At 62.8% G+C, this 23,965-nt stretch carries 18 protein-coding genes, 2 tRNA genes and 3 rRNA genes; 13 read left to right on the forward strand and 10 right to left on the reverse strand.

The features are described from left to right. Window positions 1-24 precede the first annotated feature (24 nt). From RD110_RS00520 to rrf, 9 genes are all read left to right on the forward strand, one after another. Window positions 25-579, forward strand: coding sequence for an RBBP9/YdeN family alpha/beta hydrolase (locus RD110_RS00520; protein WP_076195696.1), 555 nt, complete (start codon window positions 25-27; stop codon window positions 577-579). Window positions 580-586: 7 nt separating this feature from the next. Then, window positions 587-1,516: a ParB/RepB/Spo0J family partition protein gene (locus tag RD110_RS00525; protein WP_076195698.1), complete on the forward strand. Its 930-nt coding sequence runs from the start codon at window positions 587-589 to the stop codon at window positions 1,514-1,516. Between the two features lie 4 nt (window positions 1,517-1,520). After that, the gene (locus RD110_RS00530) at window positions 1,521-2,261 is read left to right on the forward strand and encodes a class I SAM-dependent methyltransferase (RefSeq protein WP_076195700.1); all 741 of its coding nucleotides are present in this window, start codon (window positions 1,521-1,523) and stop codon (window positions 2,259-2,261) included. 92 nt (window positions 2,262-2,353) lie between these two features. Further along, the gene (locus RD110_RS00535) at window positions 2,354-3,403 is read left to right on the forward strand and encodes a peptidoglycan-binding protein (RefSeq protein ID WP_076195702.1); all 1,050 of its coding nucleotides are present in this window, start codon (window positions 2,354-2,356) and stop codon (window positions 3,401-3,403) included. 491 nt (window positions 3,404-3,894) lie between these two features. Further along, window positions 3,895-5,429 (forward strand): 16S ribosomal RNA (locus RD110_RS00540). A 109-nt stretch (window positions 5,430-5,538) separates the two neighbouring features. After that, a tRNA-Ile gene (locus RD110_RS00545) sits at window positions 5,539-5,615 on the forward strand. Between the two features lie 22 nt (window positions 5,616-5,637). Continuing rightward, window positions 5,638-5,713, forward strand: a tRNA-Ala gene (locus tag RD110_RS00550). Between the two features lie 377 nt (window positions 5,714-6,090). Next, window positions 6,091-8,967: ribosomal RNA gene (locus RD110_RS00555) — 23S ribosomal RNA — on the forward strand. A gap of 157 nt (window positions 8,968-9,124) precedes the next feature. Next, window positions 9,125-9,237, forward strand: a 5S ribosomal RNA gene (gene rrf / locus RD110_RS00560). The 16S, 23S and 5S rRNA genes sit together here with 2 tRNA genes alongside, the layout of an rRNA operon. 151 nt (window positions 9,238-9,388) lie before the next feature. Here rrf and RD110_RS00565 read toward each other — a convergent pair. From RD110_RS00565 to RD110_RS00575, 3 genes are all read right to left on the reverse strand, one after another. Beyond that, window positions 9,389-10,009 carry a GntR family transcriptional regulator gene (locus RD110_RS00565; protein ID WP_239467143.1) on the reverse strand — a complete coding sequence of 207 codons (621 nt, stop codon included), beginning with the start codon at window positions 10,007-10,009 and terminating at the stop codon, window positions 9,389-9,391. A gap of 229 nt (window positions 10,010-10,238) precedes the next feature. Next, a complete protein-coding gene (locus RD110_RS00570; RefSeq protein WP_076195704.1) occupies window positions 10,239-11,663 on the reverse strand; it encodes an FAD-binding oxidoreductase in 1,425 nt (474 codons plus the stop codon). Between the two features lie 68 nt (window positions 11,664-11,731). Continuing rightward, the gene (locus RD110_RS00575; protein ID WP_076195706.1) at window positions 11,732-12,037 is read right to left on the reverse strand and encodes an EF-hand domain-containing protein; all 306 of its coding nucleotides are present in this window, start codon (window positions 12,035-12,037) and stop codon (window positions 11,732-11,734) included. 203 nt (window positions 12,038-12,240) lie between these two features. On the opposite strand from RD110_RS00575, the gene RD110_RS00580 reads away from it, so the two are divergent. Then, window positions 12,241-12,816: a cob(I)yrinic acid a,c-diamide adenosyltransferase gene (locus RD110_RS00580; RefSeq protein ID WP_076195708.1), complete on the forward strand. Its 576-nt coding sequence runs from the start codon at window positions 12,241-12,243 to the stop codon at window positions 12,814-12,816. A gap of 1 nt (window position 12,817) precedes the next feature. Here the strand turns inward: RD110_RS00580 and RD110_RS00585 are convergent, their stop codons facing one another. The 3 genes from RD110_RS00585 to RD110_RS00595 all read right to left on the reverse strand — a co-directional run bounded on the left by RD110_RS00585 (window position 12,818) and on the right by RD110_RS00595 (window position 15,403). Continuing rightward, window positions 12,818-13,792 (reverse strand): Bug family tripartite tricarboxylate transporter substrate binding protein, encoded by a 975-nt coding sequence (locus RD110_RS00585; protein ID WP_076195710.1) that lies wholly within the window; start codon window positions 13,790-13,792, stop codon window positions 12,818-12,820. 90 nt (window positions 13,793-13,882) lie between these two features. Then, a complete protein-coding gene (locus tag RD110_RS00590) occupies window positions 13,883-14,827 on the reverse strand; it encodes a CysB family HTH-type transcriptional regulator (protein ID WP_076195712.1) in 945 nt (314 codons plus the stop codon). A 150-nt stretch (window positions 14,828-14,977) separates the two neighbouring features. After that, the gene (locus tag RD110_RS00595; protein WP_076195714.1) at window positions 14,978-15,403 is read right to left on the reverse strand and encodes a hotdog fold thioesterase; all 426 of its coding nucleotides are present in this window, start codon (window positions 15,401-15,403) and stop codon (window positions 14,978-14,980) included. A 130-nt stretch (window positions 15,404-15,533) separates the two neighbouring features. Here RD110_RS00595 and RD110_RS00600 point away from each other — a divergent pair, with 130 nt between their 5' ends. Both RD110_RS00600 and RD110_RS00605 read left to right on the forward strand, forming a co-directional pair. Continuing rightward, a complete protein-coding gene (locus RD110_RS00600) occupies window positions 15,534-16,835 on the forward strand; it encodes an AsmA-like C-terminal region-containing protein (RefSeq protein WP_076195716.1) in 1,302 nt (433 codons plus the stop codon). A gap of 61 nt (window positions 16,836-16,896) precedes the next feature. Further along, a complete protein-coding gene (locus tag RD110_RS00605) occupies window positions 16,897-18,981 on the forward strand; it encodes an acetoacetate--CoA ligase (protein WP_076204153.1) in 2,085 nt (694 codons plus the stop codon). On the opposite strand, the gene RD110_RS00610 is transcribed toward RD110_RS00605, so the two are convergent. After that, on the reverse strand, window positions 18,978-19,496 hold the full coding sequence (locus RD110_RS00610; RefSeq protein ID WP_076195718.1) for a flavin reductase family protein: 519 nt from the start codon (window positions 19,494-19,496) through the stop codon (window positions 18,978-18,980). The genes RD110_RS00605 and RD110_RS00610 overlap by 4 nt on opposite strands. 98 nt (window positions 19,497-19,594) lie before the next feature. On the opposite strand from RD110_RS00610, the gene RD110_RS00615 reads away from it, so the two are divergent. Then, window positions 19,595-20,404, forward strand: coding sequence for an alpha/beta fold hydrolase (locus RD110_RS00615; RefSeq protein WP_076195720.1), 810 nt, complete (start codon window positions 19,595-19,597; stop codon window positions 20,402-20,404). A gap of 12 nt (window positions 20,405-20,416) precedes the next feature. On the opposite strand, the gene RD110_RS00620 is transcribed toward RD110_RS00615, so the two are convergent. From RD110_RS00620 to RD110_RS00630, 3 genes are all read right to left on the reverse strand, one after another. Beyond that, window positions 20,417-22,249, reverse strand: coding sequence for a PAS-domain containing protein (locus RD110_RS00620; RefSeq protein WP_076195722.1), 1,833 nt, complete (start codon window positions 22,247-22,249; stop codon window positions 20,417-20,419). Between the two features lie 258 nt (window positions 22,250-22,507). Beyond that, a complete protein-coding gene (locus tag RD110_RS00625) occupies window positions 22,508-23,368 on the reverse strand; it encodes an alpha/beta fold hydrolase (protein WP_076195724.1) in 861 nt (286 codons plus the stop codon). Between the two features lie 28 nt (window positions 23,369-23,396). Further along, complete coding sequence (locus tag RD110_RS00630; RefSeq protein WP_076195726.1) at window positions 23,397-23,951, reverse strand: carboxymuconolactone decarboxylase family protein; 555 nt, start codon at window positions 23,949-23,951, stop codon at window positions 23,397-23,399. Window positions 23,952-23,965 lie beyond the last annotated feature (14 nt).

Consider the following 23,965-nt stretch of genomic DNA (forward strand, 5'->3'; position numbering starts at 1 on the left):
TCTAGCTACATAAAAGATAGCATCATGAATTTCAAGGTGTTGACGCTGCCCGGCTGGCAGAACTCCGGCCCGGATCATTGGCAAAGCCGCTGGGAAGCGGCCTACGGCGACGAACGCGTCGGACAGCACGACTGGATGCAGCCGCTGCGCGGCGACTGGATCGCCCGGCTCGAAGAAGTGTTGCTGCAGCAGGACCGGCCGGTGCTGTTGGCTGCGCACAGCCTGGGCTGTCATCTGGTCGCGGCCTGGGCCGCTCATTCGCAGCAGACGGCGCGTGTGGCCGGTGCCTTGCTCGTGGCGCCGCCGGATGTGCGGCGCGACAATTTCCCGCCGCAACTGCACCGCTGGTCGCCAACCGTGTTGCAGCCGCTGCCGTTTCCGTCGAAGCTGGTGACCTCCACCGACGACCCGTACTGCAGCTTCGAAGCCTCGGCCGACCTGGCGCGCGATTGGGGCGCGGATCTGGCCGATGTCGGCGCACGTGGCCATGTCAACGCCGAATCCGGCCTTGGCGACTGGCCCCAGGGCCGTGCCTGGCTGTTGGCGCTGCCCCATTCCTCTCATCCAACAGAAAGCTGATCCGCACATGGCGACGAAAAAACCCAAGGGCCTCGGCCGCGGATTGGAAGCCTTGCTCGGACCCAAGGTGGAGGAGGGCGCCACCGCCGACACGCCCGCCGAACCCGGCCTGCCGACCGTGCTGGCCTTGAGCGAATTGGTGCCCGGCCAGTACCAGCCGCGCACCCGCATGGATGAGGGCGCCCTGTATGAGTTGGCCGAAAGCATCAAGGTGCAGGGCATCATGCAGCCGGTGCTGGTGCGCAGGCTGCTCAGTGGCGTCAACGAAGGCCGTTACGAAATCATCGCCGGCGAGCGGCGCTTTCGGGCCGCGCGGCTGGCCGGGCTCGACAGCGTGCCGGTGTTGGTCCGCGACGTGCCCGACGAATCCGCGGCGGCCATGGCGCTCATCGAGAACATCCAGCGCGAGGACCTGAACCCGCTCGAGGAAGCCCAGGGCCTGCAGCGCCTGGTGCGCGAGTTCGGCCACACCCATGAGCAGGCGGCGCAGGCTGTGGGCCGTTCGCGCAGCGCGGCGAGCAACCTGCTGCGGCTGCTGAACCTGGCCGATCCGGTGCAGACCATGCTGATGGCCGGTGACCTCGACATGGGCCATGCGCGGGCGCTGCTGGCACTCGACCGCGCGACGCAGATCACCGCGGGCAACCAGATTGCGGCGAAGAAGATGTCGGTGCGCGAGGCCGAGAGCCTGGTGAAGAAACTCGGCGCGGAGTTCGCCCTGACCTCGCACAAGCCGAAGAAGGAAAAATCGCGCGACCTCAAGCGCGTGGAGGAAGAGTTGTCCGACCTGCTGATGGCCGATGTCGAGATCCGCATCAAGAAACGTGTCAAACGGCATGGCCGCGTGGAAGAGCAGGGCGAGGTGGTGGTGCAATTCGGCTCCATGGACGAACTCAACGGCCTGATCGAAAAGCTGACGCGCGCGGCCGGGCGTTAAGTCTGTGGCGACGCCGCGCTGGCTGGTCTGGCCGCTGCCCGCCCTGTTGGCCTGGGCCAGTGCCTGGGGGCTTTTCTTAGGTCTGGGGCGCCTCGGGCTGTCGGCGTTGATGGCGTTGGCGCTCGCTTCCGCCTGGGGTGTGGCGCTGAGTGGGCTGGGCGGCACCTGGTGGCGGCGCGGATGGATCGCGCTGGGTTTTCCGCTGTCGCTGGCCTTGTCGGGCGCGGCGGCCTTGCCCGGCTGGGCCTGGTTGCTGCCGCTGGGCCTGTGCCTGTTGATCTATCCGCTCAATGCTTGGCGCGATGCGCCCCTGTTTCCCACGCCATCGGGCGCGCTGTCCGGTTTGGCGGCCGCCGCGCCGCTCCCGGATGGCGCGCTGGTGCTCGACGCCGGCTGCGGACTCGGCCACGGCCTGCAGGCACTGCACCAGGCGTATCCACGCGCGCGTCTGCATGGGCTGGAATGGAGCTGGCCACTGCGCGCCGCGTCTGCGTTGCGCTGCCCCTGGGCACGTGTGCGGCACGGGGACATCTGGCGCGCGGACTGGCGCGGCTATGACATGGTGTACCTGTTCCAGCGACCCGAAAGCATGCCGCGCGCCGTCCAGAAGGCGCGTGCCGAATTGCGGCCCGGCGCCTGGCTGGTGAGCCTGGAATTCGAGGCGGCCGGATTGCGCGCCGACACTGTGCTTACTACCCAAAATCAGCGTTTGATCTGGTTGTATCGGGCGCCTTTCCACGGGTAAACTGTTACGCCTTTGCCGGTTTGTTGCGCTCTCGGTGCAAGGACCGGCGTCTGTTGACCTCTTATTACAGTCCCGCCCTGGGCCCGAAAATCATGAAAATCCGCTACCTGTCTCTCAGCGCCATCGCCGTCGCCGCTTTGCTTTCCGGCTGTGAAACCACGGACATGAAGATGGGTAGTTCGGAAGCCAAGACGGTTGCCACCGGCAGCGCTGGCGGAGCCACGGCGACCAATGAGAACTCCCAGCTGGAGAAATGCCAGTCGCCCCTGGGCACGGTTTCGCTGATCGAAAACGAACAGGCGGGCTGGTACACCATCCTGCGCAACGAATACCGCCTGCCGCCCACGGCCAATCTGCTGCGCCTGATGATCCAGCAGTCCAACTGCTTCGTGGTGGTGGAACGCTCTGCGGCCGGCATGAACGCCATGAGCCGCGAACGCGCACTGCAGGGCTCGGGTGAAATGCGCGCCGGCAGCAACTTCGGCAAGGGCCAGGTGGTGTCGTCCGACTACGGCCTGTCGCCCGAAGTGATCTTCAACCAGAACACCGGCGGCACGGCGGCCTCCCTGGGTGGGCTTTTCGGCAACGCCGGCCGGGTGCTGGGCACCGTCGCCGGCGCAACGGCCACGCGTGAAGCCAGCGTGATGCTGACCATGATCGACAACCGGTCAAGCGTGCAGATCGCAGCTTCGGAGGGCAGCGCGTCGAAGACGGACTGGGGCGGCATGGCCGGCCTGTTCGGCGGCTCGGGTGCAGGTGCCGTCGGTGGCTACAGCAGCACGCCCCAAGGCAAGGTGATCGCGGCGGCCTTTATGGATGCCTACAACGGCATGGTCAAGTCGCTGCGCGCCTATAAAGCTCAAAGCGTGCAAGGGCAGGGCCTGGGCGGCGGCGGCCGGCTGGGCGTGGACGGGGCGGCCGCTCCTTCGCAAACCTACGCCCCGGGCGCTGCAGGTGCTCCTCTGATCAGCCTGAAGACCGCGCAGGAGAAACTCAATACGCTCGGCTATGACGTCGGCACGCCCGATGGCGCGATGGGACGCAAGACCGCAACGGCGATCCGCTCCTTCCAGCAAAGCCGCAACCTGCCGCAGACGGGCCGCCTGGACGCCGCCACCTCGGCTGAACTGTCCAAGCAGTAAGCACCCAGCAGAATCGATCGAATGGCCTCCCCGGCGCCAGCCGGGGAGGCCATTTTCTTTGGTTGTTCCGCTTTTTCACACGGGTCTTGCCAAGCGTGTCAAAACGGTGCTATAGTCGAGGGCTCGGCTGATGATGGACTTGTTCAGATCGGTCGAGGCGAAGAGTAGGTCGAGTGGGTTGCAAGTAAAAAAAGTTTTTCGAAACTTTTGAAAGTAGCAAAAAATTCGGTATATAATTCAAGGCTGCGCTGATCACAGCGCGCTGATAAAAGAAGAGGTTGACGGGCTGCGAGGCTGGTTGAGTTCTTCGGGTTCCTTAAAAACATACAGCCGATAAGCGTGGGCGTTTGAGTGCGATTGCCAAGTTCTTCGGAACTAGTGCTTGTCACTATCAAACGCTCATGAAATAGAAGAGAGATTCACTTGTGAATTTCCTTCAATTCTTTGAGTGGCCACCGGTGGTAATAGTCGGTGGCAAAAAAATCAAGATCGAACTATAGAGTTTGATCCTGGCTCAGATTGAACGCTGGCGGCATGCCTTACACATGCAAGTCGAACGGCAGCACGGGAGCAATCCTGGTGGCGAGTGGCGAACGGGTGAGTAATATATCGGAACGTGCCCAGTCGTGGGGGATAACGCAGCGAAAGCTGTGCTAATACCGCATACGATCTCTGGATGAAAGCGGGGGACCTTCGGGCCTCGCGCGATTGGAGCGGCCGATATCAGATTAGCTAGTTGGCGGGGTAAAGGCCCACCAAGGCGACGATCTGTAGCTGGTCTGAGAGGACGACCAGCCACACTGGAACTGAGACACGGTCCAGACTCCTACGGGAGGCAGCAGTGGGGAATTTTGGACAATGGGCGCAAGCCTGATCCAGCAATGCCGCGTGCAGGATGAAGGCCTTCGGGTTGTAAACTGCTTTTGTACGGAACGAAAAGGTTGTCTCTAATAAAGACGGCTCATGACGGTACCGTAAGAATAAGCACCGGCTAACTACGTGCCAGCAGCCGCGGTAATACGTAGGGTGCGAGCGTTAATCGGAATTACTGGGCGTAAAGCGTGCGCAGGCGGTGATGTAAGACAGATGTGAAATCCCCGGGCTCAACCTGGGACCTGCATTTGTGACTGCATCGCTAGAGTACGGCAGAGGGGGATGGAATTCCGCGTGTAGCAGTGAAATGCGTAGATATGCGGAGGAACACCGATGGCGAAGGCAATCCCCTGGGCCTGTACTGACGCTCATGCACGAAAGCGTGGGGAGCAAACAGGATTAGATACCCTGGTAGTCCACGCCCTAAACGATGTCAACTGGTTGTTGGGTCTTCACTGACTCAGTAACGAAGCTAACGCGTGAAGTTGACCGCCTGGGGAGTACGGCCGCAAGGTTGAAACTCAAAGGAATTGACGGGGACCCGCACAAGCGGTGGATGATGTGGTTTAATTCGATGCAACGCGAAAAACCTTACCCACCTTTGACATGTACGGAATTTGCCAGAGATGGCTTAGTGCTCGAAAGAGAGCCGTAACACAGGTGCTGCATGGCTGTCGTCAGCTCGTGTCGTGAGATGTTGGGTTAAGTCCCGCAACGAGCGCAACCCTTGTCATTAGTTGCTACATTCAGTTGGGCACTCTAATGAGACTGCCGGTGACAAACCGGAGGAAGGTGGGGATGACGTCAAGTCCTCATGGCCCTTATAGGTGGGGCTACACACGTCATACAATGGCTGGTACAAAGGGTTGCCAACCCGCGAGGGGGAGCCAATCCCATAAAACCAGTCGTAGTCCGGATCGCAGTCTGCAACTCGACTGCGTGAAGTCGGAATCGCTAGTAATCGTGGATCAGAATGTCACGGTGAATACGTTCCCGGGTCTTGTACACACCGCCCGTCACACCATGGGAGCGGGTTCTGCCAGAAGTAGTTAGCCTAACCGCAAGGAGGGCGATTACCACGGCAGGGTTCGTGACTGGGGTGAAGTCGTAACAAGGTAGCCGTATCGGAAGGTGCGGCTGGATCACCTCCTTTCTGGAAACTGCAATCAAATTTGAACGCCCACACTTATCGGTTGTTGGAAGGTAGTCGCTGACGACTGAGGCTCTGGCTTTGCTGGAGACTGGTTGCTGGTGACCGACTCGGGTCTGTAGCTCAGTTGGTTAGAGCACCGTCTTGATAAGGCGGGGGTCGTTGGTTCGAGACCAACCAGACCCACCATTCCTTCAATACCTAGTGCTTTGGGGGTGTAGCTCAGCTGGGAGAGCGGCTGCTTTGCAAGCAGTAGGTAGCGGGTTCGAGTCCTGTCACCTCCACCAATTCTTTCTCGACAACAAAAAAATCAACACCAAAGTGGCTTTTAACGAGGCTACTTTGTTGTTGATCAGGATCTCCTGGTCAATCGGCTGTTCATTAAAAATTCATAGAGTTTAATCAGTGTTGCTAACCGTTTAGCTGCCTCTGGGAAACTGCACATTCGTAAAGGTTTAGTGCAGACCGTGCCTGGTGGTGGTGGTTAGCGACAAATTTTTGATTGCGTCAAAACGAATATTCAGACTTAGGTTTGAAATTCAAAATTAACGATGATGGCTCGAAAGAGCTAGAGTCGTTTACGGCATAACGCGTCAGGTGCAAGACCTGACAGACATTCCTTGAAACAACGGAGAAATCTCGATAAGAGAAATCAAAGTTATAGGGTCAAGTGAATAAGAGCATGTGGTGGATGCCTTGGCAATGATAGGCGACGAAAGACGTGATAGCCTGCGATAAGCTTCGGGGAGCTGGCAAATTAGCTTTGATCCGGAGATTTCTGAATGGGGAAACCCACCGAAAGGTATCGCATGATGAATACATAGTCATGCGAGGCGAACCGGGTGAACTGAAACATCTCAGTAGCTCGAGGAAAAGACATCAACCGAGATTCCGAAAGTAGTGGCGAGCGAAATCGGAGAAGCCTGCAAGTGATAGCACAAGACATAACGGAACAGCTTGGAAAGGCTGGCCATAGCGGGTGATAGCCCCGTACGTGAAATGACCTGTGTGGTACTGAGCTTGCGACAAGTAGGGCGGGACACGAGAAATCCTGTCTGAATATGGGGGGACCATCCTCCAAGGCTAAATACTCATCATTGACCGATAGTGAACTAGTACCGTGAGGGAAAGGCGAAAAGAACCCCGGGAGGGGAGTGAAATAGATCCTGAAACCGCATGCTTACAAAAAGTAGGAGCCCGCAAGGGTGACTGCGTACCTTTTGTATAATGGGTCAGCGACTTACATTCAGTGGCAAGCTTAACCGAATAGGGAAGGCGTAGGGAAACCGAGTCCGAATAGGGCGTCTCAGTCGCTGGGTGTAGACCCGAAACCAAGTGATCTATCCATGGCCAGGATGAAGGTGCCGTAACAGGTACTGGAGGTCCGAACCGACTAGTGTTGCAAAACTAGCGGATGAGCTGTGGATAGGGGTGAAAGGCTAAACAAACTTGGAAATAGCTGGTTCTCTCCGAAAACTATTTAGGTAGTGCCTCAAGTATTACCGTCGGGGGTAGAGCACTGTTTTGGCTAGGGGGTCATGGCGACTTACCAAACCAATGCAAACTCCGAATACCGACGAGTACAGCTTGGGAGACAGAGCACCGGGTGCTAACGTCCGGACTCAAGAGGGAAACAACCCAGACCGCCAGCTAAGGTCCCTAAAATTGGCTAAGTGGGAAACGAAGTGGGAAGGCTAAAACAGTCAGGATGTTGGCTTAGAAGCAGCCATCATTTAAAGAAAGCGTAATAGCTCACTGATCGAGTCGTCCTGCGCGGAAGATGTAACGGGGCTAAGCCAGTTACCGAAGCTGCGGATTTGCAATTTATTGCAAGTGGTAGGAGAGCGTTCTGTAAGCCTGTGAAGGTGCGTTGTAAAGCGTGCTGGAGGTATCAGAAGTGCGAATGCTGACATGAGTAGCGTTAAAGGGGGTGAAAAGCCCCCTCGCCGTAAGCGCAAGGTTTTCTACGCAACGTTCATCGGCGTAGAGTGAGTCGGCCCCTAAGGCGAGGCAGAGATGCGTAGTTGATGGGAAACAGGTCAATATTCCTGTACCGATGTGTAGTGCGATGTGGGGACGGAGAAGGTTAGCTCAGCCAACTGTTGGATATGTTGGTTCAAGCCTGTAGTCGTGCCTGGTAGGTAAATCCGCCGGGCTTAGATGAGGGGTGATAACGAGGCTGCTTGCAGCCGAAGTGAGTGATACCCTGCTTCCAGGAAAAGCCACTAAGCTTCAGCTACACACGACCGTACCGCAAACCGACACTGGTGCGCGAGATGAGTATTCTAAGGCGCTTGAGAGAACTCAGGAGAAGGAACTCGGCAAATTGACACCGTAACTTCGGAAGAAGGTGTGCCTTTAGTAGGTGAAGGGATTTACTCCCGGAGCCCAATGAGGTTGCAAAAAATCGGTGGCTGCGACTGTTTATTAAAAACACAGCACTCTGCAAACACGAAAGTGGACGTATAGGGTGTGACGCCTGCCCGGTGCTGGAAGATTAAATGATGGGGTGCAAGCTCTTGATTGAAGTCCCAGTAAACGGCGGCCGTAACTATAACGGTCCTAAGGTAGCGAAATTCCTTGTCGGGTAAGTTCCGACCTGCACGAATGGCGTAACGATGGCCACACTGTCTCCTCCTGAGACTCAGCGAAGTTGAAATGTTTGTGATGATGCAATCTCCCCGCGGAAAGACGGAAAGACCCCATGAACCTTTACTGTAGCTTTGTATTGGACTTTGAACAGATCTGTGTAGGATAGGTGGGAGGCTTTGAAGCAGGGTCGCTAGATCTTGTGGAGCCAACGTTGAAATACCACCCTGGTGTGTTTGAGGTTCTAACCTAGGTCCATTATCTGGATCGGGGACAGTGCATGGTAGGCAGTTTGACTGGGGCGGTCTCCTCCCAAAGCGTAACGGAGGAGTTCGAAGGTACGCTAGTTACGGTCGGACATCGTGACGATAGTGCAATGGCATAAGCGTGCTTAACTGCGAGACTGACAAGTCGAGCAGATGCGAAAGCAGGACATAGTGATCCGGTGGTTCTGTATGGAAGGGCCATCGCTCAACGGATAAAAGGTACTCTGGGGATAACAGGCTGATACCGCCCAAGAGTTCATATCGACGGCGGTGTTTGGCACCTCGATGTCGGCTCATCTCATCCTGGGGCTGTAGCCGGTCCCAAGGGTATGGCTGTTCGCCATTTAAAGAGGTACGTGAGCTGGGTTTAAAACGTCGTGAGACAGTTTGGTCCCTATCTTCCGTGGGCGCTGCAGATTTGAGGAAGCCTGCTCCTAGTACGAGAGGACCGGAGTGGACACACCTCTGGTGTATCGGTTGTCACGCCAGTGGCATTGCCGAGTAGCTAAGTGTGGAAGAGATAACCGCTGAAAGCATCTAAGCGGGAAACTCGTTTCAAGATGAGATCTGCCGGGGCCTTGAGCCCCCTAAAGAGTCGTTCAAGACCAGGACGTTGATAGGTCAGGTGTGGAAGCGCAGTAATGCGTTAAGCTAACTGATACTAATTGCTCGTGCGGCTTGACCCTATAACTTTGATCACCATCCCGTGATTCAAAGAATTAGTTATGCCAAGTAGACGCATTCAAAATAACAACCGGTACGCCACAAAAGCTACCCCGGTACTGATTAAATCTCTATGAATTCGCCTTGTTGACCACAAAATCAACAAAGCACCAAGTTATGCCTGATGACCATAGCGAGTTGGTCCCACTCCTTCCCATCCCGAACAGGACAGTGAAACGACTCCGCGCCGATGATAGTGCGGGTTCCCGTGTGAAAGTAGGTCATCGTCAGGCTCCTACAGCCCAAACCGCCCAGCCCCTCAACAGGCTGGGCGTTTTGCTTTGCGCAAATCAACTACCTCCACGCCTGTCCTGAACACTAAGCGTAACGTCTCGTCAGATTCCCTCTCGACCATGCAGCCATGTCGAGTGCGATTCGATCACGTCAATCGGCCGGTGGGTCGTTCAACAAACGGACAATCTCTTCGCGCACATGCTGCACGTGGGCCATGCCTGCCGCGTCCGCCGCATCAACCTGTCCCGCCGCGACTGCGGTGGCAATCTGCCGATAGTCCCGTACGCGGATTTTTTGCAAGGAGGGCAAGCGGTGCTGTGCCAGGACAATGGGCAACTGGATCGCAGGGAAGAGTCGCTTCAGTTCGCGGCTTCCGCTCATGTCGAGCAGGACACGGTAGAAACGACGCCTGACCTTCGCGAAAAGAACGACATCCTGCGCGGCATCGGCGGCAGAGATATCCTCGACGCATGTCTTCAATGCCGCAACCAACCCGGACGACGAGGCATTGATTGCCGCCGACCTGGCCAACAAGCCCGTCATCCTCTCGGCCACATCCAAAACGGCTAGGGTGTCCTCCGCAGAAAGCAGCCGGACCGCTGCGCCCTTGTGACGCGAAAGTTCGACAAAACCCTCGGCCGCAAGCCTCTGCAGTGCCTCCCGCACAGAGTTCCGCCCGACCTTGAACAAGGCGGCCAAGTCCGATTCCACCAGGCGTTGCGACGGAACAAATGTCTGCACCTCCAGCCCATTGACGATGCCGTAGAACACGGTGTCCGATGCACTCGTGGCCGGCGAACTCAGGGTGGATGCTGAAACTGCGGAGACCTCTGCTCGAGAGGAAGTGGCGGGTGATGTGGTTGGCATGTCCAAATTGTCGTTCAATCTGAAGCCGCTTGTGGAAGGGTCATATCATCCTACAAATCAACTGACCGACCCGCTTCTGTTCCCATTTTCGTCAGCGGGGCCAAGTTCTGGGCGCCCGCGACCGCCGCATCACCTACATCGCGAATATCTTCCCGGGATTCATGATGTTCTTCGGGTCAAGTGCACGTTTGATCGTGCGCATCATGTCGACCGCGCCGGCGCCGGTTTCGTTCACGAGGAATTCCATCTTGTGCAGGCCCACGCCGTGTTCCCCCGTGCAAGTGCCTTCCAGGCGCAGCGCACGGCTGACCAGGTCGTGATTGAGCTTCTCGGCAATGACGCGTTCTTCCGGCAGATTGGGATCGAGCAGGTAGCCAAAATGGAAATTGCCATCACCGACATGGCCGACAAGAAAATAGGGAATGCCCGAGGCATCGGTTTCGCGCACCGAATCCAGCAGGCAATCGGCCAGGCGGGAGATCGGCACACAGGTGTCGGTGGAGATGACCTTGCAACCCGGTCGTGACTGCACAGCGGCGAAATAGGCGTTGTGCCGTGCCGTCCAAAGGCGCGTGCGTTCTTCCGGCGTGCTGGCCCATTCGAAGGCATTGCCGCCGTGGTCCGAGGCGATCTCCTGGACCGTTTCCGCCTGCTCTTTGACGCCAGTGGGTGAGCCGTGGAACTCCATCAGCAGCATCGGCTCCTCGCGCAGGCCCAGCTTGGCATAGGCGTTGACCATCCGCACCGTGTTCGCATCGATGAGCTCCACGCGCGCGATCGGCACGCCGAGCTGGATCACCTGGATCGTCGTACGTACCGCGGCTTCGATGCTCGGGAAAGAGCAGATGGCGGCCGATATGGCCTCCGGCAAGGGATAGATGCGCAGCGTGATTTCCGTGATCACCCCGAGCGTGCCTTCGCTGCCCACCATCAGCCGCGTCAGGTCGTAACCCGCGCTCGATTTCTTGGCACGTGTGCCGGTGCGGATGATCTCTCCGCTCGCTGTCACCACTTCGAGTGCCAGAACGTTTTCGCGCATCGTGCCGTAGCGCACGGCATTGGTGCCGCTGGCGCGCGTGGCACTCATGCCGCCGATGGAAGCGTCCGCGCCCGGGTCGATCGGGAAGAACAAGCCGGTGCTCTTGAGCTCTTCGTTCAGTTGCTTGCGCGTCACGCCCGGCTGCACCGTCACGGTCAAGTCGTCGGCGTTCACCGAAAGGACGCGGTTCATGCGGCTCACGTCGATGCTGATGCCCCCCTGCACCGCAAGCAGATGGCCTTCCAGCGAGGACCCCACACCGAAGGGGATCACAGGCACCGCGTACTCACTGGCGAGGCGCACGATCTCGGCCACTTCGGCGGCGCTTTCCGCAAACACCACGGCCGAAGGCGGCGGTACGGTGAAGGACGATTCGTCGCGGCCATGCTGCTCGCGCACGACCAATGCGGTGGAGCATCGTTCGGAAAAACGGACCTTCAGCGCGTCGATCAGCACCTGCGGCACCTCGCGCTGGTGGACTTCGGGCATCAGATCGTCTGGATGGGTGGGCGCGTTCATGGTGTCTCCTTGAAGACGCCATTTTGCGGCATGCCCGGTCTCCTGCCTATTGGCCGCAGCTGTGGCCGTCAGTGTTTCAAGGCTTCTTCGAACTCGGAACGAGAGATGAACTGGTCCCGATCCGCGTCGATCTCATCGAATCGCTCCGAAATCGCGGGCAGCAGTTTCGCCTCGTCCCGGCTCAGCTTGCCATCCTTGTTGGTGTCCGCGCGCGAAAAAGCCGTGTCTCCACTGCGGCTGCGACCGGCATTGCCATTCGGCGACTGGGCGTGAGCACCCACGGCGGCACCAATGGCGCAGGCGGCAAACAGCGCAACGCTGCAGGCTTCAAAATTGGGCAGGAGATTGAACTTGTTTCGTCGCTTCACGGACATGGAGCTTGTCTTTCAAGAGTGGAACAGGACCGGATTGCACCCCAGCCCAGGCCCGGAGGCCAGCACTCTTGCCCGCTGTTTCTCTCGCTCACAACTAAAGACAAATCTCCGGCAACATTCGGCCACACATGCGACACATCGCGCTCCGTTCTAATACGGGACCGAACCACGGGACCGAACCGAACGCTGCAACAGGAGACCTCATGGGCCAACGCCTTACACAAATTGCCACGCGCACCGGCGACGACGGGACGACCGGGCTGGGCGACAACACCCGCGTGCCCAAACACCATCTGCGTGTGCAGTCCATGGGCGACGTGGACGAACTCAACTCGCAGATCGGCGTATTGCTGTGCGAAGACCTGCCCCCGGCGGTCCGAGCCCTGCTCGTCGAGATTCAGCACCAGTTGTTCAACCTTGGCGGCGAATTGTCGATCCCGGGCTTCGAACTGCTCAAGCCCGAGGCCGTGCTGCACCTCGACCAGGCCCTGGCCGACCACAATGCCGCGCTGCCGCGCCTGCAGGAATTCATCCTGCCCGCGGGCAGCCGGCCGGCGGCGCTGGCCCATGTGTGCCGCACGGTGGCGCGCCGTGCCGAGCGCAGCGTCGTAGCGCTGCAGCAGCAGGAAACACTGAACGACACGCCGCGGCAATACCTGAACCGCCTGAGCGATCTCATGTTCGTGCTGGCGCGGGTGTTGAACCGCCTGAACGGCGGCGACGACGTCTACTGGAAAAGCGAGCGGCTGGCGGCAGCGCAAACGCCGCCGCCCGGATGAATCATTCGACGGTGGCGCCCGAGGCCTGCACGATGCCCTTCCACTTCGCGTAATCGGACTTCAGCAGCGCGCCGAACTGCTCGGACGTCATGCTCTCGGCTTCGGCGCCCTGGGCCTGGATCTGTGCCTTCATGTCCGCCGTGGCCAGCAGCTTGTTGACCTCGGCGTTCACCGTGGCGACGATGTCCTTCGGCGTGTTGGCCGGCATGAACAGGCCGTACCAGGTGCTCACGTCGAAATCCTTGTAGCCGAGTTCGGCCACCGTCGGCACGTCGGGGAACGAGCTGCTGCGCTTCGCGGAGGTCACGGCGAGTGGCCGCAGCTTGCCCGACTTGATCTGCTGGATCGCCGATGGCACGGAAGACATCAGCAGATCCACATTGCCGGCCAGCACGTCCATCAGCGCCGCGTTCGAACCCTTGTAGGGCACGTGGCGCATCTTGATGTTGGCGGCCGTCTTGAAAATCTCGCCCGCCAGATGGATGGTGGTACCGTTCCCTGGCGAACCATAGGTCAACCCGTCCGGGTCGGCCTTGGCAGCCTTCACCACGTCGGCCAGCGTCTTGAAACGCGAATTGGCATTGGTGACGATGATCACAGGCGTATACGCCACGTGGGCCACCGCCACCAGGTCCTTGGTCGGGTCGTAGCTCAGGTTCTTGTAGAGCCACGGGGCGACGACCATGTTGTCCTTCTGGCCCATCACCATGTCGTAGCCGGTGGGCGCGGCGCGCGCGGCTTCCGCGATGCCGATGGTGCCGCCGGCGCCACCGCGGTTGTCGGGCACCACCGTCCAATGGGCGGTCTCGGTGAGCTTCTGCGCGACCAGGCGTGACAGGATGTCGGTGCCGCCGCCGGGCGGGAACGGCACGATCAGGCGGATCGGCTTGGCCGGGAAGGCCGGCGCGGGCTGCGCGTGACCGGCCGCCATGGCCAGGGTGAGCGACGCAAAGGTCAGCAGCTTTCTACGAAGCATGGGTGTCTCCTGAGGGGGATTCGAAAAGCGGCGCGATGGCCGAAGCCGCCGTGCAGGAACCCCGCATTCTAGGCACCCGGGCTGCCGGCGTCAGAGACCCTCGTGCAGGTGTTCGACTTCGCCCTTGAGCGCCTGCTCCACCACCTCGCGCGGCAGGCTGGGCGCAAACGACGCGATGAAGGCATACACATAGCCGCGGATGTAGCTGCCCTTGCGTACCGCGAGCTTGGTCTGGTTGATGCCGAACAGCGCCCCGGCGTCCAGCGCACGCAGACCCGTGTCGCGCTCGGCCTCGAAGGCGATCGACGCCACAATGCCCACGCCCATGCCCAGCTCCACATAGGTCTTGATCACGTCCGCGTCCATCGCGGTCAACACGATGTTGGGCGTGAGTTGCCGCTGGGCAAAGGCCTCGTCGATGTGGCTGCGGCCCGTGAAGCCCGGGCCGTAGGTGATCAGCGGATAGGCCGCGAGCGCTTCCAGCGTCAGTGGTCCGTCCAGCAACGGGTGGCCCGCGGGCACCACGATCGAATGCGTCCAGCGGTAGCAGGGCAGGGCCAGCAATTCGTCGTATTCGCTCAGTGCTTCCGTGGCGATGCCCACATCCACTTCGCCCGACAGCAGCATCTCAGCCACCTGCTTGGGCGAGCCCTGGTGCAGGTGCAGCTTCACGCCGGGAAACTGTTCGCGGAATTCCTGTACCGCCCCCGGCAGGGCGTACCGCGCCTGGGAGTGGGTCGCCGCGATCGACAACAGGCCGCTTTGCTGGGCCACGAATTCCTCGCCGGCCTTCTTCAGGTTGTGGCTGTCGAGCAGCATGCGTTCGATGATCGGCAGGACGTGGCCGCCGGGCTCGGTCAGGCCGGTCAGGCGTTTGCCGGCGCGCACGAAGAGTTCGATGCCGAGCTCTTCCTCGAGTTCCCGGATCTGCCGGCTCACGCCGGGCTGGGACGTGTGCAGCGTGTTGGCCACGTCGGTCAGGTTGAAGCTGCAGCGCACGGCTTCGCGCACGGAGCGCAGTTGTTGGAAGTTCATGGCGGGCGGCGCGGCAAAACCGCGGCAAAAGGCTCCAGAAGGACAGAAGCCGGATTGTGGAGACGCCGCCTTAGTTTGAAAACGACTGATTTATTGAATCCAAATAGTCAAATCATCTTTGGACGCGCGCCAACGCCCGGGTGGCCACATTCACGACTTGGGCGGCAACATCGCCATCGTGATGCGCGAGACACACGACGGTTTGCCTTCGTCATTGACCATGTCGATCTGCCACACCTGCGTGGTGCGGCCCACGTGCACGGCGCGGGCCGTGCCCGTCACCCAGCCCGAGGTGGCCGCGCGCAGATGGTTGGCGTTGATGTCCAGGCCCACCGCGCCCCATCCTTCGGGCGCAGCATAGTTGGCGCCCATCGAGCCCAGGGTTTCCGCCAGCACGACCGACACGCCGCCGTGCAGCAGGCCGAAGGGCTGCACCGTGCGGTGGTCCACCGGCACCCGGCCACGCAGGAAGTCGTCGCCGATCTCCGTGAACTCGATGCCCAGGTGGGCGATGGCCGTGTTCGGCGATGCGGCATTCAGGGCTTCGAGGCTGATGGGGCGTTTCCAGATGGGCATGGCCGGGTCCTGCAAGAGAAGGAAAAGACGAAGGCCCGACTATAGGTAATTCCGGCTGGGTCCGCGGCCCCGCCGCCGTTAGCGGTGGTCGCCTACGTGGCAGCCATCCGCGCTAAGTTACCCTGTTCCCATGACCGATCCGCATTCACCTTCCCCCGGGCGACGCAGGCACCCGCGCCTGCTGATCGCGGGGGGCGTGGCGGTGGTCGCAGGCCTTGGCCTGGCCTGGTGGTTCCCTTCGGAGCAGGACCTGGCCGAGCGCGCGGCCCGGGCGGCGAGCGAGCGGCTCGGCGTGCCGGTCACGGTGGGGGCGCTGCACTGGCAGCTGCTGCCGGCGCCTGGTGTGCAGGTGGAGAACGTGCGAACGGACCAGCCGCAGCCCATCGTGATCGATCGCGCCAACGCCACGCTGCGTGTCGCGGCGTTGTGGCGTGGCCAGGTCGAGCTCACCCGGCTCGAGGTGGACGGCGCAACCGTGCCGCAACTCTCGCTGCGCGGCCTGGGCGCAGCGGACAGCCAGCCGGTCGCTTCCCACCTAGCCAAGCAGGAGAGGCCGCTGGCGCACCTCCAGGTACGCGACATCCGCTGGATCTCTCGCAATGGCCGCACCGCGGTCTATGAGGGCGAGGCGGATTTCGATCCCGGCTGGCGTCCGCACAGCGCGCGGTTGCGGCGGCCCGGTGCAACGGACCCCGCCACACTGCAGCTCATGCGCGTCGACGGTGCCGACCGTTGGCAGACCGAGGTCCGTATCGGTGGCGGCACGGCCGATGGCGAGCTGGCCTTGCAGATCGACCCCGGTGATCTGTTGAAGATCAGCGGCCAGCTGGCGCCGAAGAACATCGAGGTGCAGAGCGCGCTCGACGCCTTCGGCCGCCGTTCGCCGGTTTCGGGCCGGGCCTCGGGCCAGACCGAAGTCGCGGCGCAGGGCCTCAAGTTCGGTGAGATCGTGCGCTCTGCGCACACGCACACCAGTTTCCGCATGGCGCCGGCCACCTTGGTGCGTTTCGACCTCGACCGCGCCGTGCGCACGCTCGGCAAGGAGCATGCGGGCACGACCCGGCTCGATACGCTCACCGGGCTGATGGACACGCAGAATTCCGCCGACGGCATGATCGTGCGCTTCACCGGCCTCAAGGCCAAATCGGGCTCCCTCACCGCCTCGGGCGATGTCACGCTGGCGCAGCAGCAGATCGACGCCACGGCGGCGGTGGACCTGGTGGACGGCGTGGTCGGCGTGCCGCTGCGGATCACCGGGCCGTTGGCCAAGATGCAGGTGTCGGTGCCCGGCGGCGCGGTCGCGGGCGCGGTGGTCGGCACCGCGGTGCTGCCCGGCATCGGCACGGCCATCGGCGCGCGCATCGGCGCCACCATCGACAAGCTGCTTGGCCGCGACGACCCGCCGCCGAAGCCCGCGCCGCGGCGGCCGTAGCCGTGCGCCTCGGGCATTCCCGCTGTGCGGCGGCACGACCGGCGCCTTAAGCTCGCAGGCCATGACAAGCCTGCCCGCCCACAGTCCTCGGACTCTTCCACAGAACCTTCCGCAGATTCGCCTCTACCAGGACTGGCTGCACACGCAGCGCGGCCTGCGCTTCGACAGCTACCAGGCCCTGTGGCAGTGGTCGGTGAGCGACCTGCCGGCCTTCTGGCAAAGCATCTGGGACTACTTCGAACTTGTCTCCCCCACGCCGCACGGCGCGGTGCTCGCCAGCAATACGATGCCCGGCGCGCAATGGTTTCCCGGTGCGCAGTGCAACTATGCCCGGCAAGTCTGGCGGCATGTGGACGCGGCGCATGCGGCCGGCATGCCGGCCATCGTCAGCCTCAACGAGCGCGGCGAACGCATCGAATTGAGCTGGCCCGAACTGCGGCGCCAGGCCTCGGCCCTGGCCCTGCATCTGCAAGCCCAGGGGCTGCAACCCGGCGACCGCGTGGCCGCCTACCTGCCGAACATTCCCGAGGCCATGGTCGCCTTCCTGGCCACGGCCAGCCTCGGCGCCATCTGGAGCATCTGCGCGCCCGACATGGGCAGCCAGGCCGTGCTCGACCGCTTCCGCCAGATCGCGCCCAAGGTGCTGATCGCCGTGGACGGCGTGCGTTACGGTGGCCGCGATCTGGACCGACGCGAGGTGGTGCAGGCCCTGCGCGCGGCCCTGCCGTCGCTGCAGCACGTGATCGTGCAATACCAGTCGGTTGCTTCAGAAATGATAGCAGACACCGCAGATTTCACGAGCGCCACTGCGCGAAACGATGCCGAAGTCATGGCCTTCGAGCCACGCTGGCTGCCGTTCGACCATCCGGCCTGGATCGTGTATTCGAGCGGCACCACCGGCCTGCCCAAGCCCATCGTGCACGGCCATGGCGGCAGCATCCTGGTGGCGCTGGTGCTCAACGTGCTGCACAACGACGCCGGCTGCAGCTACGCGCCCAACACCTGGGGTGAGCGTTTCCACTGGTACAGCTCCACCGGCTGGGTGATGTGGAACGTGCAGATGGCCGCGCTGCTGAACGGCACCACGGCCTGCATCTACGATGGCAACCCGGCCGGCGCGAAGATCGACCCCGTCACCGGCAGGAACCTGCCCGACTGGTCCACGCTGTGGCGTTTCGCCGCCGGCACGGGAGTGAGTTTCTTCGGCGCTGGCGCGGCCTTCTACGCGGGCTGCATGAAGGCCGGGCTCGACCTGTCAACCTGCGGTGACTTGTCGCGCGTACGCGCCCTGGGCAGCACGGGTTCGCCGCTGAGCCCGGAGGTGCAGGCTTGGGGTACGGATCAATTCAAAAAACTCGGCACTGAAATCTGGTGGGACAACATCTCGGGCGGCACCGATTTCGCGGGCGCCTTCATCGGTGGCAACCGCGAGTTGCCGCAGACCCCAGGGGTGATGCAGTGCCGCCTGCTCGGCTGCGCCGTCGAGGCCTGGAACGAAGAAGGCGAATCCGTGATCGGCGAGGTCGGCGAACTGGTCTGCACCCAGCCGCTGCCCTCGATGCCGCTGTACTTCTGGGGCGATGACCAGAACCAGCGCTACCTGGCGAGCTACTTCGACATGTACCCGCCCGGCCATGGCCGGCATGGCGGCAGCGGCCCGGTGTGGCGGCATGGCGACTGGCTCCGGATCGACGCCGATGGCGGCTGCACCATCTACGGCCGCTCCGACGCCACGCTGAACCGCCACGGCCTGCGCATGGGCACCAGCGAGCTGTACCGCGCGGTGGAAGCGCTGCCCGAAGTGCTCGATGCCATGGTCGTCGACATCGAGGAACTCGGCTGCGCCAGCTACATGCCGCTGTTCGTGGTGTTGCGTCCCGGCGCGGTGCTGGATGCGGCCCTGCGTGAACGCCTGCGCGAGGCAATCCGCAATGCCTTGTCGCCGCGCTTCCTGCCTGATGACATCCTCGCCGTGCCCGAGATCCCGCGCACGCTCACCGGCAAGAAGCAGGAGTTGCCGATCAAGAAGCTGCTGCTCGGCCAGCCGCTGGCCAAGGTGCTGAACCGCGACGCCATGGCCAACGCGGCCTGCCTGGCGTGGTACGAAGACTTTGCGGCTTCGCGGCTGAAAAAGAAGGCCGACTAAAGCGCGTGTTCCGTGTAGAAACGCCCGCCGTGGAACAGCAGCGGCGAGGCGCCCGCCGCGTGGTGGCAACGCTCCACCTCGCCCACGAAGATCACATGGTCGCCTTCCTCGTAGCGGCTGCGGTTGAAACACTCGAAGGTGGCGGCGGCGCCGGCCAGCAGTGGTGCGCCGGCCACGCCCTCGCTGAATTCCACGCCAGCCCAGCGTTTCACGCCCTTGGTGGCGAAGCGTTCGGCCAGGGCCTTCTGGTCCGCCGCGAGAATGTTGATCGCGTAGTGGGAGCCGGTGCTGAGCGCCGGCATCGAACCAGCCGCGCGCGCCAGGCTCCACAACACCAGCGGCGGGTTCAGCGACACGGAGTTGAACGAGTTGGCCGTCAGCCCCACAAGTTCACCCGTGGCCGTGCGCGCGGTGACGATGGTCACGCCGGTGGCGAACATGCCCAGCGCGCTGCGGAATTCCTGGGCCGAGAAACTCGGCGGGCTGGCCTTGGGCGGCGGGGGAGAAGAGGGCATGCCTGGAATTTACCCCATTCCCCCGCCAGGACGCGGCCGCGGACCCATGGTGATAATGGATCGAACGACCCGAGCCTTTGATCACGCCTGCCTCTCCCATGACCACTCTGCCCACCTTCACCACCCTCGGCGCCGGCCCCACCATCCTGATGCTGCACGACATCGGCGGCGGCCACCGCGCCTTTGCGCCGCAGGTCGAAAGCTTCGCCGCCGCCGGCTACCGCGCCGTGGCCTGGGACATGCCGGGCTACGGCCACAGCGCGCCCATCGACCCCTACACCTTCAAGGGCCTGGCGCAGAGCTGCGGCGTGCTCATCGACAGCCTCATGCAGTCGCGCGGCGGCGGCGGCGTGATCCTGCTCGGCCACGGCATGGGCGGCATGGTGGCGCAGGAGGTGGCCGCGCGCCGGCCCGAACTCGTACGCCGGCTCGTCCTGTGCGCCACCAGTGCCCAGGTCGGCCCGGCCGAGGCCGACGCACGGCTGGACTGGCAGCGCGACTACGTGGCCGCCTCGCTCGCGCCGCTCGAGGATGGGCAGGACATGACCGCGCTGGCGCAGACCGTCGTGCCGCAGCTCATCGGCCCGGCGGCCCTGCCCGAGGGCGTGGCCCTGGCCAAGCATGTGATGGCGCAGCTGAGCCCGGCCACCTACCGGCGTGCGCTCGAAGCGCTGGTCGGCTTCGACCGCCAGGCCAGCCTGGACCGGATCCACGTGCCCACGCTGCTGCTCGGCGGCGCGGCCGACACCGTGTCGCCTCCGGCCGTGATGCGCCAGATGGCCCAGGCCATCGGCGGCAGCAGCTACCTCGAACTGCCTGGCATCGGCCATCTGCCGCAGCTCGAGGCGCCTGACGATTTCGACGGCCTGGTGTTGAACTTCCTGGCGATGCCCAGCCTGCTCAACTGAGCGCGCAGGTGACTAGGGCTGCATCGCCGCCCAGTGGCTGTCCAGCCCGTCCACGCCGAAGATGCGCACGCCATTGGCGGCCTTGGCCGCATACATCGCGGCGTCGGCGTGGCGCAGCAGGCTGTCGGCGGTCTGCGGCCGAGCGCCCCCGCAGGCGAGTTCGGCCTGCGTATCCTCGGCGTGGTAGAGCGCGATGCCCACCGAGGCCCCCACGGTGAGCCGTTGGGTTTCGATCTCCATCGGGCGCGCCACGCCGTCACGCAGCCGGTTCGCCAGGCCCACCGCCCCCTCGGCCTGGTCGACCTGGTATTGCAGCACCGCAAACTCGTCGCCACCCATGCGCGCCACCACGTCCACATCGCGCGCGACCTGCCGCATGCGCTTGGCCAGCAGGGCCAGCACCTTGTCGCCGATGGCATGGCCGCAGCGGTCGTTGATGGGCTTGAAGCGGTCGATGTCGATGAAGTGCACGGCGAAACCTTCGGCCCGTCGCACCGGATCGTTGAGGGCGGCCGACAGGCATTCGAGGAACACCTCGCGGTTCACCAGCGAAGTCAGGCCATCGTGGCGCGCCACGTGGCGAATGCGTTCCTCGGCACGTTTGCGCTCGGTGACGTCGGTGTAGGTGCGCAGTACGCCGCCGCTTTCGGTCGGCACGCTGGAGACCTCGATCACGCGGCCGTTCGGGCGCTTGCGGTCATAGGAATAGGCCTGGCGGAAGGCTCGGCCTGTGCTCCTGGAGGCGATGAGGTCCGGCGGTGTGCTGTCGAATTCGCCTTGGGCGATCTGGTATTGCGCCAGCGCGTCCAGCGTGGGCCGGCTGTCCATCAAGGCCTGCGGCAAGTCCAGCAACTCGCGCGCGCGGCGGTTGCAAACCTCGACCACCTGCTCCGCATTGACCATCATCACGCCTTGCTCCATGCGTTCCAGCGTGGCCTCGAGCAGCGCCGACTTTTCCTGCAGCACCTGCTCGCTCTCGCGCGCGCGGCGCTCGGCCTCGAGCAGTTGTTGCTGCTGGCGCTTGAGCATGGTGATGTCGACATGCATGAAGAAGCAGTGGCCGTCTGCGCTGCGCTGCTCAATCACCCGCGTCCAGCGCATCCCCGGCAGCGGCAGTTCGAAAGGTGCGCCGGCGAAACGCATCTGATCGGCGAGGATGGCCAGCCCGCGGTCGAAGAGTGCGCGGCTTGCTGTCGGCACCGTTTGCCAGGCCTTGCGAAACGCGTCCTCGAAGCGCATACCGAGCGCGGCGCTGCGTGCGCCCAGGCCGTACATCTCGACGAAGGGCAGGTTCACCCAGACGATGCGGTGGTCGGCACGGCTGACCATCACCCCATCGGCCAGCTGATCGAACAAAGCGGCACCGTCGATCGGCAGCGGCCCTTCCACCGCGGCCGGCGGCTGCATGGCTTGAGTGGGAGGCGCCGCCAGCTGCTGCCAGATGCGGATGCGTCCGACGCCCGGTATCGGCAGCGACGCCACCGAGAGGCGCACGCCGTGGTGCTCGAAATCGAAAGGCCGCCGCTGCGTGTGGTGCCGCGCCACCGCCTCCTCGATGTAGCGATCGATGGCCGGCAACTCCTCGGCCGAAAGCCGCACCTGGTAGAAACGCTGAAGGATGCCACGGTAGTTTTCGCCGATGGCCACGTGGCCGGCGTGTTCGGGGAACAGGCGCGTGAAGCAGCGGTTCCACAGGCAGACATTGTCGGATTCGTCGAACAGGCAGATCGCCACGCCCAGGCTGTCAAGGGCTTCGGCCACCGTCCACACCAACGCGGCAGTCCTTTGATCGTCGTGGGGGCTGAGCAGGCGTCCCAGAAGGGCTTGCGCGGTGGCGGCGGGCATGCCTGTGTCAAGCGCAGGATGCGAAAGATTGGCTTGCTGCTTCATCGCGTGTTCCCCCGTCGTACGCCCGATTTTTTATTTGGCTGCGGGTCGTCCAAAAAGACTGTAGCCGAGTCCGGTGGGTTTGCGGCTCGACAGTGGCGCAGGGGCCATGCAGACAAACCCTGGCAATTCAGGCCGGCTCAAGGGAGCGATGAGGCCGGATCGAGCACGCGCGATGGCCTCGGCCGGGCCGCTCACACGCGACCCGGGGGCAGCTCAGAACGTCTGCCTGATCAGCTCCGCGACGCGGGGCGCATCCTCTTCCAGCGCGAAGTGGCCACTGTCCAGCAGTTCGACGCGCACGTCCTGCAGGTCGCGCCGGAAAGCCTCCGCCCCGGGCACGCCGAAGAACGGATCGCCGCGCCCCCAGGCGACCAGCGTCTTCGGCTGATGCCGACGGAAGTAGGCCTGCCACACATCGAACAATGGCACGTTGTGCCGGTAGTCTCTGAACAGCGCCATCTGGCGCTCGGCGCTGCCCGCTCGGTCCAGCAGGGCCTGGTCCATGACCCAGGCATCCGGATTCAGCAGCGTCGGTTGGCGCGCGCCGGCAACGTATTGCATGCGTGTCGTTTCGGCCAGCAGCATCTGTCGCGCGCCGGTCTCGTCGCCCTTCTCCCACAGCGGCATGAACACGCCAGCGACCGCCGGGGTCAGGCCCTCCATGTAGGCATTGGCGTTCTGCACCACCAGGCCGCGCACGCGTTCCGGGTGCGCCGTGGCCAGGCGCAGGCCGATGGGGCCTCCGTAGTCGTGCATATAGTAGATGGCGTCCGTCACGCCGATGCGGTCGAGCAGGGCACCCACCTGCATGGCGAGCGCATCGAAGCTGTACGTGAACTCGTCGACCGTGGGTGCCGCCGAATGGCCGAAGCCGACGTAGTCGGGCGCGACGACGCGAAAGCGGTCGGCCAGCAGCGGGATGAGGTCGCGGAACATGTGCGACGACGACGGGAAGCCGTGCAGCAGCACGATCACCGGGCTCGCCGGGTGGCCGGCCGCGCGGTAAAACATGCTCAGCCCCTTGACGTCGACATGGTGGTGCTCGACCAGGATGGAGGCGGTGGATGCGCTCATGGTGTTCGCATGCTCTGGCATCACGTCATCAGGCCGCCAGCTTCAGCGGTTGGACGACCGGGAAATCGATTTCGGTCTCTGCCACTTCGTTGACATAGTTGGTGAAGGTGTTCAGTGCCACCGCCAGCAGAATGTCCAGCACCTGTGCGTCGCTGTAGCCGGCGCTGCGCACCGCCCCGACCTGGTCGTCGCTCACATGCCCGCGTTGGCGCACCACGTCAACCGCAAAGCGCACGGCGGCGTCGGCCTTGGGATCGTTGGACGCGCCGTGGCGGTTGGCTGCGATCTCGGCGTCGTCCAGCTTGGCCAGCTTGCGGCCCAGGTATGCATGGGCCGATAGGCAATAGCCGCAGCCGTTGATCTCGGCCACCGCCAAGGCAATGCGCTCGCGGGTGGCCGCGTCCAGGCCGCCTTGCGCGGCCGCCCCGCTCAATTGCAGGTAGCCGGCCAGCGCGGCAGGGCTGTTGGCGACCACCCTGAACAGGTTGGGCACCACGCCCAATTGCTTTTCCACGGTCTTCAATGCGGTGTGGGTGGCGGCGGGTGCGGCGTCGATGGTGGCGGGGGTGTTCAGACGGGACATGAGGTGCTCCAGAA

The sequence above is a fragment of the Rhodoferax koreense genome, assembly GCF_001955695.1.
Classification (GTDB): domain Bacteria; phylum Pseudomonadota; class Gammaproteobacteria; order Burkholderiales; family Burkholderiaceae_C; genus Rhodoferax_B; species Rhodoferax_B koreensis.

Excerpts from the sequence above, each read along its gene's own strand:
- RD110_RS00520 (WP_076195696.1), top strand. The coding sequence starts at position 25 with ATGAATTTCAAGGTGTTGACGCTGCCCGGCTGGCAGAACTCCGGCCCG.
- RD110_RS00525 (WP_076195698.1), top strand. The coding sequence starts at position 587 with ATGGCGACGAAAAAACCCAAGGGCCTCGGCCGCGGATTGGAAGCCTTG.
- RD110_RS00535 (WP_076195702.1), top strand. The coding sequence starts at position 2,354 with ATGAAAATCCGCTACCTGTCTCTCAGCGCCATCGCCGTCGCCGCTTTG.
- RD110_RS00570 (WP_076195704.1), bottom strand. The coding sequence starts at position 11,663 with ATGAACGCGCCCACCCATCCAGACGATCTGATGCCCGAAGTCCACCAG.
- RD110_RS00575 (WP_076195706.1), bottom strand. The coding sequence starts at position 12,037 with ATGTCCGTGAAGCGACGAAACAAGTTCAATCTCCTGCCCAATTTTGAA.
- RD110_RS00580 (WP_076195708.1), top strand. The coding sequence starts at position 12,241 with ATGGGCCAACGCCTTACACAAATTGCCACGCGCACCGGCGACGACGGG.
- RD110_RS00585 (WP_076195710.1), bottom strand. The coding sequence starts at position 13,792 with ATGCTTCGTAGAAAGCTGCTGACCTTTGCGTCGCTCACCCTGGCCATG.
- RD110_RS00590 (WP_076195712.1), bottom strand. The coding sequence starts at position 14,827 with ATGAACTTCCAACAACTGCGCTCCGTGCGCGAAGCCGTGCGCTGCAGC.
- RD110_RS00595 (WP_076195714.1), bottom strand. The coding sequence starts at position 15,403 with ATGCCCATCTGGAAACGCCCCATCAGCCTCGAAGCCCTGAATGCCGCA.
- RD110_RS00600 (WP_076195716.1), top strand. The coding sequence starts at position 15,534 with ATGACCGATCCGCATTCACCTTCCCCCGGGCGACGCAGGCACCCGCGC.
- RD110_RS00605 (WP_076204153.1), top strand. The coding sequence starts at position 16,897 with ATGACAAGCCTGCCCGCCCACAGTCCTCGGACTCTTCCACAGAACCTT.
- RD110_RS00610 (WP_076195718.1), bottom strand. The coding sequence starts at position 19,496 with ATGCCCTCTTCTCCCCCGCCGCCCAAGGCCAGCCCGCCGAGTTTCTCG.
- RD110_RS00615 (WP_076195720.1), top strand. The coding sequence starts at position 19,595 with ATGACCACTCTGCCCACCTTCACCACCCTCGGCGCCGGCCCCACCATC.
- RD110_RS00620 (WP_076195722.1), bottom strand. The coding sequence starts at position 22,249 with ATGCCCGCCGCCACCGCGCAAGCCCTTCTGGGACGCCTGCTCAGCCCC.
- RD110_RS00625 (WP_076195724.1), bottom strand. The coding sequence starts at position 23,368 with ATGAGCGCATCCACCGCCTCCATCCTGGTCGAGCACCACCATGTCGAC.
- RD110_RS00630 (WP_076195726.1), bottom strand. The coding sequence starts at position 23,951 with ATGTCCCGTCTGAACACCCCCGCCACCATCGACGCCGCACCCGCCGCC.